The organism is Spirosoma koreense (genome assembly GCF_054777875.1).
Map to the genome: position 1 here is coordinate 184,376 of NZ_BAAHAC010000013.1, position 14,741 is coordinate 199,116.

Annotated in this window: 14 protein-coding genes and 1 pseudogene; 4 read left to right on the top strand and 11 right to left on the bottom strand. The window is 49.9% G+C overall.

Translation table 11 applies throughout. The features are described 5' to 3' along the window. Positions 1-410 precede the first annotated feature (410 nt). Complete coding sequence (locus ACYVC2_RS12660; RefSeq protein WP_461102795.1) at positions 411-1,229, top strand: universal stress protein; 819 nt, start codon at positions 411-413, stop codon at positions 1,227-1,229. A 133-nt stretch (positions 1,230-1,362) separates the two neighbouring features. After that, entirely contained in the window at positions 1,363-3,927 is a 2,565-nt protein-coding gene (mgtA, locus tag ACYVC2_RS12665) for a magnesium-translocating P-type ATPase (RefSeq protein WP_461102796.1), read from the top strand. A 357-nt stretch (positions 3,928-4,284) separates the two neighbouring features. Here the strand turns inward: mgtA and adhP are convergent, their stop codons facing one another. From adhP to ACYVC2_RS12700, 7 genes and pseudogenes are all read right to left on the bottom strand, one after another. Continuing rightward, positions 4,285-5,376, bottom strand: a complete 1,092-nt coding sequence (adhP, locus tag ACYVC2_RS12670) for an alcohol dehydrogenase AdhP (RefSeq protein WP_461102797.1) — start codon at positions 5,374-5,376, stop codon at positions 4,285-4,287. A gap of 340 nt (positions 5,377-5,716) precedes the next feature. Beyond that, positions 5,717-6,115, bottom strand: coding sequence for a hypothetical protein (locus ACYVC2_RS12675; RefSeq protein WP_461102798.1), 399 nt, complete (start codon positions 6,113-6,115; stop codon positions 5,717-5,719). Positions 6,116-6,127: 12 nt separating this feature from the next. Next, a complete protein-coding gene (locus ACYVC2_RS12680; protein WP_461102799.1) occupies positions 6,128-7,012 on the bottom strand; it encodes a universal stress protein in 885 nt (294 codons plus the stop codon). Between the two features lie 69 nt (positions 7,013-7,081). Beyond that, positions 7,082-7,855: an LOG family protein gene (locus ACYVC2_RS12685; protein WP_461102963.1), complete on the bottom strand. Its 774-nt coding sequence runs from the start codon at positions 7,853-7,855 to the stop codon at positions 7,082-7,084. A 79-nt stretch (positions 7,856-7,934) separates the two neighbouring features. After that, positions 7,935-8,069, bottom strand: a pseudogene (locus tag ACYVC2_RS12690) (Hsp20/alpha crystallin family protein); the annotation flags it as partial. Between the two features lie 15 nt (positions 8,070-8,084). Next, the gene (locus ACYVC2_RS12695) at positions 8,085-8,342 is read right to left on the bottom strand and encodes a hypothetical protein (protein WP_461102800.1); all 258 of its coding nucleotides are present in this window, start codon (positions 8,340-8,342) and stop codon (positions 8,085-8,087) included. A 186-nt stretch (positions 8,343-8,528) separates the two neighbouring features. Further along, positions 8,529-9,029: a hypothetical protein gene (locus ACYVC2_RS12700; protein ID WP_461102801.1), complete on the bottom strand. Its 501-nt coding sequence runs from the start codon at positions 9,027-9,029 to the stop codon at positions 8,529-8,531. A 207-nt stretch (positions 9,030-9,236) separates the two neighbouring features. On the opposite strand from ACYVC2_RS12700, the gene ACYVC2_RS12705 reads away from it, so the two are divergent. Then, the gene (locus ACYVC2_RS12705; RefSeq protein WP_461102802.1) at positions 9,237-10,064 is read left to right on the top strand and encodes a universal stress protein; all 828 of its coding nucleotides are present in this window, start codon (positions 9,237-9,239) and stop codon (positions 10,062-10,064) included. Between the two features lie 190 nt (positions 10,065-10,254). Here the strand turns inward: ACYVC2_RS12705 and ACYVC2_RS12710 are convergent, their stop codons facing one another. From ACYVC2_RS12710 to ACYVC2_RS12720, 3 genes are all read right to left on the bottom strand, one after another. Beyond that, positions 10,255-10,695, bottom strand: coding sequence for a hypothetical protein (locus ACYVC2_RS12710; protein WP_461102803.1), 441 nt, complete (start codon positions 10,693-10,695; stop codon positions 10,255-10,257). Positions 10,696-10,748: 53 nt separating this feature from the next. Next, positions 10,749-11,660: a DUF6544 family protein gene (locus tag ACYVC2_RS12715; RefSeq protein WP_461102804.1), complete on the bottom strand. Its 912-nt coding sequence runs from the start codon at positions 11,658-11,660 to the stop codon at positions 10,749-10,751. A gap of 399 nt (positions 11,661-12,059) precedes the next feature. Continuing rightward, positions 12,060-13,049: a 2-hydroxyacid dehydrogenase gene (locus ACYVC2_RS12720; RefSeq protein ID WP_461102805.1), complete on the bottom strand. Its 990-nt coding sequence runs from the start codon at positions 13,047-13,049 to the stop codon at positions 12,060-12,062. Between the two features lie 226 nt (positions 13,050-13,275). Between ACYVC2_RS12720 and ACYVC2_RS12725 the strand changes: the two genes are divergently transcribed. Next, entirely contained in the window at positions 13,276-13,929 is a 654-nt protein-coding gene (locus ACYVC2_RS12725; RefSeq protein WP_461102806.1) for a BON domain-containing protein, read from the top strand. 103 nt (positions 13,930-14,032) lie between these two features. On the opposite strand, the gene ACYVC2_RS12730 is transcribed toward ACYVC2_RS12725, so the two are convergent. Beyond that, positions 14,033-14,728, bottom strand: a complete 696-nt coding sequence (locus ACYVC2_RS12730) for a hypothetical protein (protein ID WP_461102807.1) — start codon at positions 14,726-14,728, stop codon at positions 14,033-14,035. Positions 14,729-14,741: the final 13 nt, after the last annotated feature.

Here is a 14,741-nt window from a genome sequence, read left to right on the forward strand (position 1 = left end):
CACAACTGGAACTCTTGACGGGGTGAATGGGCGAGGGCAATAGTATAAAAATATTGATTATCGAAACGACTCGATAGAAGAGGCAAGTTTGCACAACAAGCTTTTGCCAGTTACGCTACTGTTAGTTGAATGGATATGTCTTGTAAAGTTTTAAACGAGGCTTATGCTAGGAGGAGGGCTTCTCAATGGACAAGGGTAGTTTGTGATCCTGGCTGTACCGCCTTAAAACGTTACCCTCTCAATCGACTGCTAATCAAGATCAGGTGAACAGCTGATCGGCTTCATGAGGTAAGTAAACAGCTTGCCGTTGCTTTGTAGGGCCTTACTGACGATTTAAAATAAGTAGTAAGCGCTTCCTGAAAGTCGGTTGACCGTGCTTTCGTCGCCGTGATTTTCTACAAACTGACCCTATGAAAACGATTGTTCTTGCCACCGATTTTTCAGCCAATGCCAACCAGGCCGCTTTCTTTGCCGCTCAGTTGGCGAAAGACCTGAATGCCCAGTTAATTCTGTTTCACGCATTTCAGATGTGGCCCGACAATCCGGCTAAAACCGGCGATTTTCCTTTATCGGTTCATACGGTGCAGGAAACCAGTGAGAAAACCCTTCAACATCTGGCCAACGAGATTCGAGACAAAGTTGGCCCTGATCTGGCCGTTCAACGTCACGCGCGGGAAGGCCATGCCATGAAGGCCATACGCCAATTTACTAAAGACGTACAGGCCGACTTATTAGTTATGTCGACGGTTGGAACGGCGCCAGTAAGTGCTCAGCTGATGGGAAGCACAGCAACCGCAATGGTAGCCGAAACCGAAGTGCCCCTTTTGTTAATTCCACCAGGGGCTGGCTATGCCCAGATAAAAAACATTGTTCTTTGTATCGATCTGACCCAACCTCCTGATGTGGTTGCTTTCGAGACTGCATTGACCTTTACCCGAGCCGTAGGGTGTGTCATTAACGTGTTGTGCGTTGCCGAAGACTTAAACGACCCATCCTTAAACGAGCAAGCTGAACATATTCGCCGGTTATTGATTCCACAACCGCATACCCTGAGCATCGTTGGGGGCCAGGAAATGTATACGACCCTGCTAAGCTTCGCGCATACGACTAAGGCTGACTTGATCCTGATGCTGCCTCAGACACGGAACTGGTTTCAGCGGCTTTTTGCGGAAGGAGAGACCCAGCGCATGGCTCGTTTGACCGACATTCCACTACTGGCCATTGTCTGATGGTTAGGTAAGTCGTTCCTTTTTCCTCTTCATAGTACAGAAAACACTGTTGATGTTGAATGATAAATTAATCGGTTCAATACGTGTATTGATTAACCAGTCTGGACTTCGAGACTGGTTTAGAGATTTACACATGATCAGCCGACAGGGTGGTCAGCCTGTAACGTTATCGCCTGAAACTCCTAACCTGACTTCCTATTGGGCCATTCCGACCGATAAGATAATTGCTGAGTTATCGACGACTTATTCGGGTCTACGGACTGAACAGGTAGCACAAACTCGTCGGTTAGCTGGCTCGAATGTACTCCAGACGAAGCGTCAGTTATCAGGGATGGCTTTATTACTGAGTCAGTTCAAAAGCCCGATTTCGCTCATTCTTCTGACGGCAGCTATGCTCTCCTGGTTTTTAGGTGATGGCACCGACGCGCTCATTATTTTCATCATTATTGCCTTGAGCGGACTGCTGGGATTCTGGCAGGAAAATAGAGCCTCAAAGGCCATGCAGCAACTCCTGTCGATCGTAACGGTTAAAACGTCCGTCTGTCGGGACGGCATTTTTATCGACCTCCCAGTGGAGCAGGTCGTCCCCGGTGATGTGGTGTATCTGCGGGCTGGCGACATGATACCCGCCGATAGTTACCTGCTGGAATCAAATGAGTTGTTTGTCAACGAAGCGACGCTGACGGGAGAAACGTATCCGGCGAGTAAACAGCCAGGGGCCTTACCGGCTGACACCCCCCTTGCCAAACGACACAACGCGCTTTTTATGGGAACTCATGTGGTAAGTGGAAGTGGCAGGGCTGTAGTTGTGCTGACCGGCCAACAAACGGAATTTGGTCATATAGCGCAGCGAATTGGCAGCACCCCGCCCGAAACCGACTTTGAGCGGGGTATTCGGCAGTTCGGTTACCTGCTCATGGAGATTACACTTATTCTCGTAATACTCATTTTTGCTATCAATGTGGGCCTGCACAAACCCGTATTGAATGCCTTTCTGTTTTCGCTGGCCATTGCGGTTGGGCTAACCCCTCAGTTGCTGCCTGCCATCATGAGTATCAATCTGGCTAAAGGCGCCAGTCGGATGGCCCGCCAGCAGGTGATCGTCAAACGGCTATCATCCATCGAAAGCATAGGCAGCATGAATATCCTTTGCTCGGATAAAACCGGTACGCTAACCGAAGGGCGGGTGCGGGTCGACCAGATCATAGGTGTCGATGGCCTCCCTTCGGCCCGGGGTCAACTTATGGCCGGGATCAATGCTGCTCTTCAGCAGGGGTTTCGTAATCCAATTGATGAAGCTATTATGGCGTTCAGGCCAATCGATGCATCTGCTTATCTCCGCGTAGATGAGATTCCGTATGATTTTATCCGAAAGCGGCTTACGATCCTGACCGTACTGGACGGACAAACGGTGATGATCACGAAGGGGGCACTGACGAATATTCTGGATGTGTGCAAGTTTGTCGATACAGGAGTGAATGAAGCGGCTTCTCTAACCGAATACCGTCCGCAGATCGAAGAAACCTACCAGCGAGTCAGCGGGCAGGGGTTCCGGGTATTGGGTCTGGCAATCAAACAAACCGATGGTAAACGGAATATCGACAAGCGTGATGAGGCTGATATGACGTTCCTGGGCTTTGTTACGCTGTTCGATCCACCCAAGGCCGACATTGCCGAAACCCTGACCGAATTAAAGAATCTTGGTGTTCAGGTCAAGATGATCACGGGCGATAATGTGCTGGTGGCCAAATGCCTCGCCCGGCAAATGGGAATCAACTGTTCCGAAGTACTAACCGGCTCCGCGCTCCGTCAACTCAGTCCAGAAGCTTTTTCCAGGAAAGCGGTTGACATTTCTGTATTTGCCGAAGTAGAGCCTAACCAGAAAGAAAGTATCATTTTAGCCCTGCAAAAGTCAGGGCATGTAGTTGGCTATATGGGTGATGGGATCAATGACGCCAGCGCGCTGCACGCAGCGGATGTCGGAATTTCGGTGGATTCGGCCGTCGACGTGGCGAAAGAATCGGCTGATATTTTGTTATTGCAGCAAAACCTGAATGTACTTATCGAGGGAATACGCGAAGGGCGACGGACGTTCGTCAACACCATGAAGTATGTATTCATGGCGACCAGCGCTAATTTTGGGAATATGTTCAGCATGGCAGGAGCATCGCTGTTTTTACCCTTTTTACCCCTACTGCCCCCACAGGTGCTGCTGACCAACCTGCTCACCGATCTGCCCGAAATGACCATTGGCTCGGACAACGTCGATCCGGAAGCTATTGCTTATCCGACTCAATGGAATCTACGGTTTATACAGCGCTTTATGATGACATTCGGGTTGCTGAGCTCCGTTTTCGATTACCTGAGTTTTGGCGTACTAATCTGGGTATTCCGCACCAATGAGAGCCTGTTTCAAACGGGCTGGTTTGTCGAATCGGTTCTCTCGGCGTCTACAATCGTGCTGGTGGTTCGTACGCACCGGACGTTTTATCGGGCTAGACCGGCCAAGTGGCTGGTAATCGTTACGGGCTTCGTTGCGGTGGTGGTTATGCTGTTGCCGCTGACCCCCATCGGTCGCGTGTTCGGCTTTAGCCAATTACCCTTATCTTTATATGGGGCCATACTGGGAATTATTTTTATTTATGTCGCATGCGCGGAGCGCTTGAAACGTTGGTTTTTTCGCCATTATACAGCCTGACTGCTCAAAAAAGATCTTTTGGTCCACAGCCATGTCGGTTGTTTGAGGGAGAAATGACATAATTTCTTGAGCAATACCCCTTCGGTTTAGGCTGAGTCCTCAGGTAATAATTTTTTATATATTCCCCTTCTTACCAAGTATTAACTGCACATACGTTTATCAGACGATGGTGAAGACGACCGCTTATTATGCGACGGACATGGGCAAAAACCTACATTAAAAGTCCGGTTCATAGGCTGATTACGACGAGCTGGTGAAAGCGATACACGTCTGTTTCCCTCCGGTTAGTTGAAACGATCAACGGCCCTTAGCCAGGATAAGATTATCCTGGCTAAGGGCCGTTGGCAAGAAGGTCGTTTAGGCGATAGGAGCCTCCTGCGACTGACTGACCAGCACGTTGGGTTGGGGTTTCGGTTTAATGTCGCTAATTCGTAGAACGACCCGGCCATCGATCTTACCCGCTGCCATCTCCGTGAGTGCCTGATTGATATTTTCGAGTCGTATGGTATGGTAATGTACCTGTACTTTACCCGCAGCCGCAAAGGCCAGGCTTTCGATCAAATCCTGCCGGGTACCCACAATCGATCCCCGAACGGTTTTACGGGTAAGGACCACGTCGAAAATGTTAAGGTTGAAATCACCTGGTGGTAATCCGACGAGCGACAACGTGCCCCGTCGGCGTAGCATACCGACACCCTGGGCAAACGCTGAACGCGACACGGCCGTAACCAATACGCCATGAGCACCTTTGATCGCTTGCTGAATGACTTTGACCGGGTCTTCGCTGGCCGCATTGACGACCAATTCGGCACCCACACTTTTTGCCAGCGCTAGCTTGTCGTCCTGAATGTCGACGGCGGCTACGCGCATTCCCATGGCTTTGGCGTACTGGACTGCCAGATGGCCTAGTCCCCCAATACCTGAAATAACCACCCATTGCCCAGGCTTCACTTCGGTTTCTTTCAGGCCTTTGTAGACCGTAACGCCTGCGCACAAAATGGGAGCGGCTGTTTCGAACGATAGTGAATCAGGAATATGGCCTACATAGTTAGGGTCGGCCAGTACGTATTCGGCGTAGCTTCCCTGCACCGAATACCCCGTGTTCTGCTGGTTTTCGCATAGTGTTTCCCAGCCCGTAAAGCAATGCTCACAGTGACCACAAGCCGTATATAGCCAGGGAATGCCCACCCGATCCCCGATTTTTACGTTCGACACGCCTTCGCCGATGGCTACTACCGTACCGACACCTTCGTGGCCAGGAATCAGCGGAAGGGTTGCTTTGACCGGCCAGTCACCGTTGATGGCGTGTAAATCAGTGTGGCAAACTCCACAGGCCGCTACTTTCACCAGGATTCGGCCTGGTGTTACCACAGGAACAGGCACTTCTTCAATCTGCAGTGGTTGACCATAGGCACGCGCAACGGCGGCTTTCATTGTTGCTGGTATCATCGCTTACGTAGGTGACGGGTGACTTGTCTTTTTAGCTGGGAGAAAATCTTACGGATCGTGTGAAACAAAGGTAGGCTGGCAACCCAGGGAGGAACATGATCCACATCAGGGAAGCAGGCAATGCTAATCAGTTAAAGACCAGGCGGCTCGTAAGTAATGAACTTTGTTTTGTCCCGGCTATAAAAGCGGAGTCCATCCGGATAGAATCCGTAGTAACAGGCATTTTGAATAAATAGGGATTGCTCCTTATGCAAGTCGAAGCCTGAACGAACAGAAGGCTGAGCAACACCCTCTTAGTTGCTCAGCCTTCTGTATATTAACCTACGCCTTAACCTTATAATTAGAAAGTATGCTGCGAGGTCAGGTACTGGCGAATTTCAGTTTTAAAAGCCCGAAAATCAGCATGGAATCTGTCCATCTCCGCCCGCAGATAATCGTGATTCGAACGCATATCCTCATCTGGCACATGGCCGATGCGAACACTTGCGGCCACGTGTTGGTCCAGTGTCTGCAAATCTTCCTGCAACCGCCGGATGAGCCGCCGAAAATGGTGCAGCTGGCTTAACTCTTTCTGCCAGGTATTATCATGGGTTGTCTCATTGGGAGCCAAATCATTGTCTAAAGAGGTAAGCAAATCCTCCCAGAAATTCACTTCACGAAGGGCGATATCAAGATCACTTTGCCATATACGATGGACTAGCTGCAAGCTGATCAGTTGACGGAATGGGTCATCTTTCATAACCAGATTGAATTACAGGTAGCTGGCAAAGGGAATTCTATTCAACTCGTCTGCGACCGACTCGGCAGGTAATTTCCTGTCGTACAGGGTCAACAGAGGGACCGAAGGATGAAAGGCCACCGATCGACTGGTGCTTTTGTGACGAAGTACATCAAAAAGGCTTTTATGATGTGGCAGCATGACCAGCAAATCGACCTTGTGTACTTTCAGATACAAGTTGATGCCGTGCAGCACATTGTCGTCATGAATGGTGTACGTATCGGTCAGGACGTTTTCCAGGGCATCCATAACGTGTTGCCTACTGGTTTCAGAGACAGGTGAGATGGGCTCGGTGGGCTTGTCGATGGTGAGTACGGTCAGGGTGGCGGCTTTGCGACTGGCGATATCGCTGAGCAAACGGAGCGATCGGGCATCATGGACGGACCGGTAATCCGTGGCCAGTACCAGTTGAGTTACTGGTCGGATTGGCGCGCAGGTCGGAACAACCAGCACGTTGGTTTTCGCTTCCCGGATCATGGCGGTGGCCACGCTTCCGAGCAGTTCACTCCATCCCGAACCGGTCGCCCCTACGACAACTAAATCGAAGTGATCGTGCTCTTTGGTTACTAACTGGTTTACCACTCCGGTCGGTTCTCCCATCCTGGCTATCGTTCGATAGGTATGGTAAGCAGGTTCGGGTAGCTCCGTCAATTCGACACGAAGCTGATTTAGTGACCCTTCCGCAGCTTGCCATCGTTCGGCCAGTAAGGTAGCACCGGTATATTCCGCTTCTGGCTCAATCGGACATACATACAGTAAACAGAAATCAGCGGCTGTATCCGCAAACAAAGCCTGGGTATAGGCAATGGCATGCCGTGCGGCAGGGGAGAAGTCGGTTAATAGGAGTATCTTAAGCATGGTTGAGAAAAGGTTGATTAAGCTTGGCGTCTGCTTGCTGGTTTTGATTAGTTTGAAAGAGAAATGATTCTACACCCGTTCCAGTAGCCACCACATAGGCTTGCGTCTACGAATAACTTTGTAGTTCTGTTGAACGTAGGAGCGGATATGTTGCTGCGCTTCGGTGAGGTCGTCGGTCAGACAAACGTAGTGAAGGTCTTTTTCAAGGATCGTTCCTGCCCGAATCATGTCCTGCATGTAAGCCAGCAAAGGCTGGTAGTAGTCGCGGCCCATCAGGACGACAGGAAACCGGTGGATCACGCCGGTTTGCACCAGGGTGAGTGTTTCAAAAAGTTCATCCATCGTTCCCCAGCCACCAGGCATCACGACAAAGGCATAAGAGTATTTCAACAGCAGTACTTTACGGACAAAAAAGAAATCGATGGTGACCTGTGTGTGCAGATAAGGATTCGGTTGCTGCTCGAACGGTAACCGGATATTGCACCCCACCGAATGCCCACCTGCTTCATAGGCCCCCCGATTAGCCGCTTCCATCAAGCCGGGGCCACCGCCAGTCATTACTGTAAACCCCAGTTCATGAATGGCTTTTCCTACCCGCCGGGTCAGTTCATAATAGACATGGTCTTTCTGAAAACGAGCCGATCCAAAAACCGTAACGCAGGGTCCTACAAAGTGCAGCTTACGCAGCCCTTTTAAAAACTGCCACCCAATCTGAAAAATAAACCGTAGCTCTGACTGCCGACTTTTAGGGCCATCCAGTGCCTGCGTAAGGGTGTCTGTCAGCAAGGGGCTAATGACAGGACGGGGAGCCGTATCGTTTGGTCGTTTCTGGGTCGTAATCATCGTTTCTGGGTCAGGCATAGGGTTCTGTGCGTGCGCAGCAGGTACGGAGTACCCAACCAACAAGCCACAGAATCCGAGCTTAGTCGATTGGTGGGATCTTACTTATTTTCTGAGGACCATTTTGTTTGGCAATACTTACCCACAAAATCCCATTTTTATAAGTAGCTTTTATGGGGCTGATCTGAGCAGATTCAGGTGGTTTAAACGAACGGGAGAACGACGAATAATCCTACTCATGACGATAGCTGGTTGGCTCTACTTCCGATTTACGGGTCTCTTTCTCCGCGCTGATGGTCGATATGTTTCCATCGGCCTCTAAAATTTTTTTTGCATACGGGCCCGTCCATTCGATTTGACTTTCGGTTCCCTTTCCGGTGAAGTTGACTATTGCGACGCTGCCCGCAATAGGGGTATCGACGAAGCTAATGACGACATCGGCCAATGGATTTATGATAGCTGTCGATGCGTTTTGTCCGACTTTGTTCATCGGTGGTAAGGTGGTTTGTCTATAAACTGGCTGGTTCTTCATTCGGAAATAACTCGTTGAGCTTGCTGGCTTGTAATTCGTTATATACAGACGGTTCGGGAAAAGACGCTATCAGGCTACTGTGGGTACCTTATCTACTGAAAAAGAACGTTAACCGACCGAAACCAACCGGTACTCTCTGCTCCGTTACTCAACTGGTAATACGACACGTCCCTGGTTGGAGACTCTTTTTCGAGTTGGCTGTCGTTCATGACGGTAAAGCCGGTAAAAAGCCAGCGCCATCAGCAGCGTTGCCGGAAAAGCGGATCCTAGCCCCAGGGGAGCTATAGCAACACAAAAAATTAGTCCACCCAGACAGCCCATCCGAAACCAGTCACCCATCAAAAGCATAGCGATAGCAACCAAGGCCTGGCCAATACCTATACTGAGTACGATAGGCGTTGCGAAATCGTCGAACAGACCAAGAATAAACCGGCGGTACAGGGGAATGGCATAGTCCGCATAACTCTGATAGACCCAGGGAGTTTCGAGCGCATTACGAATGTTGACAAAGGCCGCAATGCTAAAGAGCAGGAAGAAAAGCATCCGGGTAGTTGCTGGCCAGCGGTAGCTTCCAATTAATTGTGTTATCGAGAAGACGTTCACCACCACATAGGCGATTGTCAGGAAAGTGTCTAGCGTTTCCATAATTGATTTGAATTTGCCATCGGTTGGCATCCAGCTCTGGTATCAACTGACGTTAGCCAATGCCAAAGCTAGAGGTGGGCCCGGTGAAGCGCCCGGACATTGGTCAGAATGAAACGTGATAGTTATCAGTGTTTTAAATGCTGACCGTCAGCTTATAGCTTGGTCAAAACAGATTCTTTTGTCCAGCTTATTCAAACTGACTTTCGTATGAAAACGATTATTGTTCCAACCGACCTAAGTGCAGAAACCGACAATGCTTTGTCCGTAGCCGTTGATGTGGCCAGAGTTTATCAATCGACCATTTTGCTGTTGCATTCTGTGGTTTATCCAGTAGCTGTGCCTGCGTATGCAGAAGCGACAACGCTCCTGGTAAACCAAACAATAGCAGATTATATAGCCATTGAACGGGAGGCTAAGTCAGCGCTGGAGAAGTTAGCCGCTAATAGCAAGTACAAAGACGTTAAGATCATTCCAACCCTGCTGACCAACGGTCAGGGCCTTACCCACAATATAACCGATCGGGCCGCCGATCTGATTGTGATGACCTCCGCAGGAGCTTCCGGCCTGGAGGAGTGGCTAGTTGGCTCCAATGCGGAAACCGTTGTGCGGAATGCCCATTGCCCGGTTCTTATTATCAAGGAGCCGGTTGCTCATTTCCACCCAAAAAACATTATTTACGCCATCGACGTAGATGATCGCCTGAAAGCAGTACAGCATTATTTCTTTCAGATGGGCGAACGAGACCACTACCAGTTTCTATACGTAAAAACGCCAACCGATAGCCGGGTTACCGAAGGTATACGCGACTGGGTCAATGAGTTTGCTGCTGGCAAAGGGATAACGGATTTTACGTGTACTATACGGACGGCCAGGGATGTGCCAGACGGTATTATCAACTATGCTGACGAAGTTGAGGCAGACTTAATTGTATTATTCACCCATGGCTACAAAGGAATACAACACTTTCTGTTGGGGAGTGTAGCCGAGGACGTGCTGAATCATACTACAAAGCCGGTTTTAGTGTTGCATATGTGAGCGAATGAGGTACAATTACCTGTCGAAAAGGAAAAGCGATGCCAAGTTAGCCTTGTCACCGCTCGGGCGTGGCCGTGGCCGTTAAGCCTACCGACAGGATATCTCCGCTCAGCACGGCAGTACTGGTCAAGCCAATGAATGGAGACCCGATGAAGACCGTTCTTCTGGTGTGCCTGTTGGGGTCACTGCTTCATTCGCACGACCAAGTCTCCGTTATTTTTTCCGGATCACCCCGGTAGCTGAATTGTAAAGTGGTCGCCGTTAACAGGTCGATACGATGAGGGCCTGGTATACCGTATAGGTTCCAGGGAAACGAAGGTAAGGAAATGGTCGTTTCTGTGCTGGACCAGCTACCCAGATCAAGTAAAGAGGTGGCTGGTCCCGTGCACCTGCTTCGGTCTACCAGGAGCTTCCCATCGGTCTTGAAGATTAACCGGTAACATTCGGGTGCCAGTCCACCGATGACGTTTCCCTGATACGTTTGATTTATATTTTTCCAGCCTGTCGTACAGCCTGTCAATAGCTGCGCAGATGTAGGTGGTAACGGATGGTCTGTGCAGGCCCAGGGCAAGGTTGCCAGCAGGAAAAAGCACAAAACGACTAATCCGCTTCGATTTGTTAACGTGTTCATGATCTAAAGGTCGGATTTGAAAAATAAGGTTTGTTTGGTGGGAGTGAAGGCACTCAGTATAGCACACGCTTATTGTAGTCGATGGCGGCAATTTCCCATTGGTAGTAGTTGAAATCACCGGTCTGGAGTTTCCAGATGACATCACCTTTGACAGGGATCCTGACGCCGTTTATTATCTTCCAGGACCGGGCCGGAATATACCAGTCTTCCAGCTGGCTCTGGGCGCTGTCGCCCTTATATCGTTTGGCAGCAACACTGACTAACCGATGCTGTGCATCAAAAGTAAACACGGCTGAGGCCGTCACACCTTTATAGTTTATGGTGGCCTCCGACTGCTTCTCATCGATCGGTTGCCAGGTAATGTATGGACGAAGCGCTGCCGACGGGTACCAGCACATCTCACTCAGGTAGCGGAGCAATTCCCCCTGATCAATTTTGGCGTCGGATGCATTCACAATAGGAATAAACGATAAGGCTTTTATCTGCATAGTTCCCTTTCCGTCAGCATATTTATCTAGCCCCGCCAGTGGCAACCAGGCGAACGGGCGAACATCTGCCTTCCAGACAAACCCAGGCTTGTCGACGTCGATGTATTGTTCGGCCTGGGTTGGCATCCACCTCCCACGGGGATTGGTGCGCATCAACCCTATTTGCTGGAGTCGAACGGTATGAACTTGTTCTTTTCCGACAACCCCACTGGCTATCAGCCATTGCTGGACGGGCATGGGGAGGTGTATCAGCATGGTTCGATCAATAACCTGATGCACCGTAGTCGGCTGAATCATTACCTGACGAGCTTCCTGATCGGCATATTCTTCAAACCGGTTGTGTGCAATGGAAATCCAGACGCTTAAGGCGATAAGTGCATTCGCCAGGGTGCCAACTTTTGCATCGGACCAAAACAGGATAATAAGGGTTTGGGATAGTAAGATGCTGGCCAGAGCTAGCGACGTCCACCCGTTCATCTGAAACCAGTATGTTACTGCCGTCAGTAGGAACCCTAGGCCCGTTAAAAGCCAAAGAAACCCGAGTAATCGGGCGGTCCGGGTTGAAACAGAAAGTATCGATCTGCCGCTCAATTGCGGGCCTGTGGCCAAAACCCACTGGTTCATAAATCCAATTACGTGAATCAGCCCATGAATGAAGAGCAACGAAACAAACACAAAGCGTACCATGGTAAATGCATTGTTAAGATTGATTCAATTCATTGCGGGCTAACAAACCGAAAGGCATCCACATCAACGGTCACGGTAATAGCAAATCCATGGTGGAGAAATTGGGCATGTCGCCCTGGGCTTTTGGGCAAAAGCATAGCATGCATTTGTCCAAAGAAGCAAACAGCGATGTTTTAGGCCAGCAGGGGATCAGCACATCGAAGCTTTGGTGACCAGTAATGTCTGCTGACTATCGTAGAAAGTAAATTGGTTGAGCAGATTTCTTGCCATTTGCTGTAGAGTTTCTTCCGTTAAGAAACCCTGATGCGCCGTTAACAATACCCTGGGATGATTCCGCAGCCGGTTTAACAGGCTGTCTCCAATGGGTTTGTCGGAATAATCATAATGAAAGTACGTTCGCTCACCCTCATAGACGTCTGCTGCATAACCAGCCAGATGGCCGGCATCCAGAGCGTTCAATAAGGCCTTTGTATCGACCAGTCGCCCCCGGGCCGTGTTGACCAGGATAGCATTGGGCTTCATGGCGACTAAAGAATGTGCTTGGATGATATGCTCGGTAAGTGGTGTCAGCGGGCAATGAAGGGATAAAATATCCGCTTGTGAAAGCAATTCGGAAAGCAGACCGTAATGCACACCGGCCGCCACGAGCTTGGGGTCAGGCCTGACGTCGTAAGCCAGAACCTGGCAACCAAAGCCCAGCATGATCCGGGCAAATACCTTTCCAATACGCCCCGTGCCAATTACACCCACCGTTTTTCCATGTAAGTCGTTTCCGACAAGACCATCGATGGCAAAGTTCCCTCTCCTCACGCGTAAACTTGCTTCGGGCAGGTGCCGCAATAGGCCCAATAATAACGTAACGGCCTGTTCTGCCACTGAATAGGGGGAGTGGCCTGGTACGTTCAGAAGGGTCATGTTTAAGTCGGCCATTGCTTCCTGATCGACGTTATCCAGCCCCACACACCGCATACCCACTACAGAAACCCCGGCTGCTTTTAAGCGTTGCAGCACGGGTCGGCTTAGATCGTCATTCACAAACGCACAAACGGCCTGATGTCCTTTAGCCAGATACGCCGTTTGTACCGTAAGGGCGTGCGGAATATAGGTTATCGGCTGGTTGGCGTACGACTCAAACCAGGTTTGCTCATAAGGTAGAGCACTGAAAAAGGCAATGTTCATGGCAGTAAGCAGCTACGTTTGACCCGCACAAAGTTGCTGGAGCGACAACCACCCCCCTATGACATTGATCAACGAGCCAGATGATATTGCTGGCCAGGGGCTTTGCTGATTTATTGAAAATCAGCAAAGGAGCTGTTTTGTATCAGCCGAAATACTGAATGAGGTCATAATCAGTCGTTAAGCCTACTTCTAAATTTGACTCGGTTAACATCAATCCAAAACAATCATGAAAACCGACGAAACCTTACAAAAAGACGTAATGGATGAATTACGCTGGGAGCCAATACTGCATGCTACTGAAATTGGTGTCGCCGTTAAAGAGGGCGTGGTTACGCTATCGGGCGAAGTAGACTCTTACGGAATGAAAATGGCTGCAGAACATGCCGCAAAACGGGTAAAGGGGGTTAAAGTCGTGGTGCAAAAAGTAGTTGTAAAGCCAGCGTTGGACGGTCATAGTGATGAACAAATCGGTCAGGCGATACTTCGTTCGTTTGGCTGGCACAGTCAGGTTCCGCAAGATATGATTCAGGTGAAGGTGCAGAACGGATGGGTAACATTGGTAGGAGAGGTCGACTGGAACTACCAGCTGCAGGCTGCTGAACGGGCCGTCGAAACGATCTCGGGGGTTAAGGGCGTCTCTAACCTGATCAGCGTAAAGCCGAAGGTGACAGCACAGGATGTAGCGGAAAAAATAACAGATGCGTTGAAACGGAATGCCGCTATAGAAGCCCAGGAGATCAAGGTTGAAACGAATGGGAACAAAGTTATTTTACGCGGCAAAGTCCACTCCTGGGTTGAACGGAGAGAAATAGAAAATGCGGTATGGTCGGCTCCTGGCGTCCTGAGCATCGAGGACGATCTGGTCGTTACAACCTACTGATGCGCTTCATTCTGTTATATACCATGAATCACTCCGCACTTTGGTGACGTTGCCCAAAAAGTCAGAATGGTTCATGGTATTCTATGGCCTCCTCCCGCCAAAATTAGAAAATAGGGCCATTGCGAAAGCTGCCGCCCCCGATTGCCAGGGTTATATAAAAGCCATGTAATCCGTAAGCAGGCTTTACCTGCAGGAGGTTGCTCCTCGACATTGGGGTCCAGACTGATGAGGTTGCACTAAACAAATACCCTAGGCGAAGGCCAACCCAGAAGGCATTCCACTTCTTGTCAGTTGGTATGTCACGGGCAATCAACCGGTTGACATGAAGGGTGAAATCCGTTGTACCTGTGGCCGATACCCAGGTTTCCGGCAATGTACCATCCTGCTCAATGGTCATACCCGTAGCTGAAATGCCTTGCCCGACGGATGGGAAAATTAGCCACTGTCGATGTTCAAACAGGACGTACCCCAGCTTTACCTGTCCAATACTGGCCATTCGCTGAAGACGTATGTGTTGCCATGAAGTGGACTGGCCTGCCAGAGCCGAGACGCTTAAGCCCCCCATAAACCGGTTGATGCGTAACCAGCCTGTTGCTCCGCTGTAAAGACTATGGTCCGATAACGAAGGCATACTTTCCGCTACAAACGTATGGGCCACGTTCCCATACTCTGCCGCATGGATATAGCCTAGTTGAAAAGAGCCCAGAATACCCTGTACGGACGGCTTTTGCGCGTCGGCCACGCACCATGACAGCGTAAAGAAAATAACAGGCAATGCCAGTTTGATAGGGGAGTTCATCTCCTTGGTGACC

Excerpts from the sequence above, each read along its gene's own strand:
- ACYVC2_RS12660 (WP_461102795.1), top strand. The coding sequence starts at position 411 with ATGAAAACGATTGTTCTTGCCACCGATTTTTCAGCCAATGCCAACCAG.
- mgtA (WP_461102796.1), top strand. The coding sequence starts at position 1,363 with ATGATCAGCCGACAGGGTGGTCAGCCTGTAACGTTATCGCCTGAAACT.
- adhP (WP_461102797.1), bottom strand. The coding sequence starts at position 5,376 with ATGATACCAGCAACAATGAAAGCCGCCGTTGCGCGTGCCTATGGTCAA.
- ACYVC2_RS12675 (WP_461102798.1), bottom strand. The coding sequence starts at position 6,115 with ATGAAAGATGACCCATTCCGTCAACTGATCAGCTTGCAGCTAGTCCAT.
- ACYVC2_RS12680 (WP_461102799.1), bottom strand. The coding sequence starts at position 7,012 with ATGCTTAAGATACTCCTATTAACCGACTTCTCCCCTGCCGCACGGCAT.
- ACYVC2_RS12685 (WP_461102963.1), bottom strand. The coding sequence starts at position 7,855 with ATGATTACGACCCAGAAACGACCAAACGATACGGCTCCCCGTCCTGTC.
- ACYVC2_RS12695 (WP_461102800.1), bottom strand. The coding sequence starts at position 8,342 with ATGAACAAAGTCGGACAAAACGCATCGACAGCTATCATAAATCCATTG.
- ACYVC2_RS12700 (WP_461102801.1), bottom strand. The coding sequence starts at position 9,029 with ATGGAAACGCTAGACACTTTCCTGACAATCGCCTATGTGGTGGTGAAC.
- ACYVC2_RS12705 (WP_461102802.1), top strand. The coding sequence starts at position 9,237 with ATGAAAACGATTATTGTTCCAACCGACCTAAGTGCAGAAACCGACAAT.
- ACYVC2_RS12710 (WP_461102803.1), bottom strand. The coding sequence starts at position 10,695 with ATGAACACGTTAACAAATCGAAGCGGATTAGTCGTTTTGTGCTTTTTC.
- ACYVC2_RS12715 (WP_461102804.1), bottom strand. The coding sequence starts at position 11,660 with ATGAACGGGTGGACGTCGCTAGCTCTGGCCAGCATCTTACTATCCCAA.
- ACYVC2_RS12720 (WP_461102805.1), bottom strand. The coding sequence starts at position 13,049 with ATGAACATTGCCTTTTTCAGTGCTCTACCTTATGAGCAAACCTGGTTT.
- ACYVC2_RS12725 (WP_461102806.1), top strand. The coding sequence starts at position 13,276 with ATGAAAACCGACGAAACCTTACAAAAAGACGTAATGGATGAATTACGC.
- ACYVC2_RS12730 (WP_461102807.1), bottom strand. The coding sequence starts at position 14,728 with ATGAACTCCCCTATCAAACTGGCATTGCCTGTTATTTTCTTTACGCTG.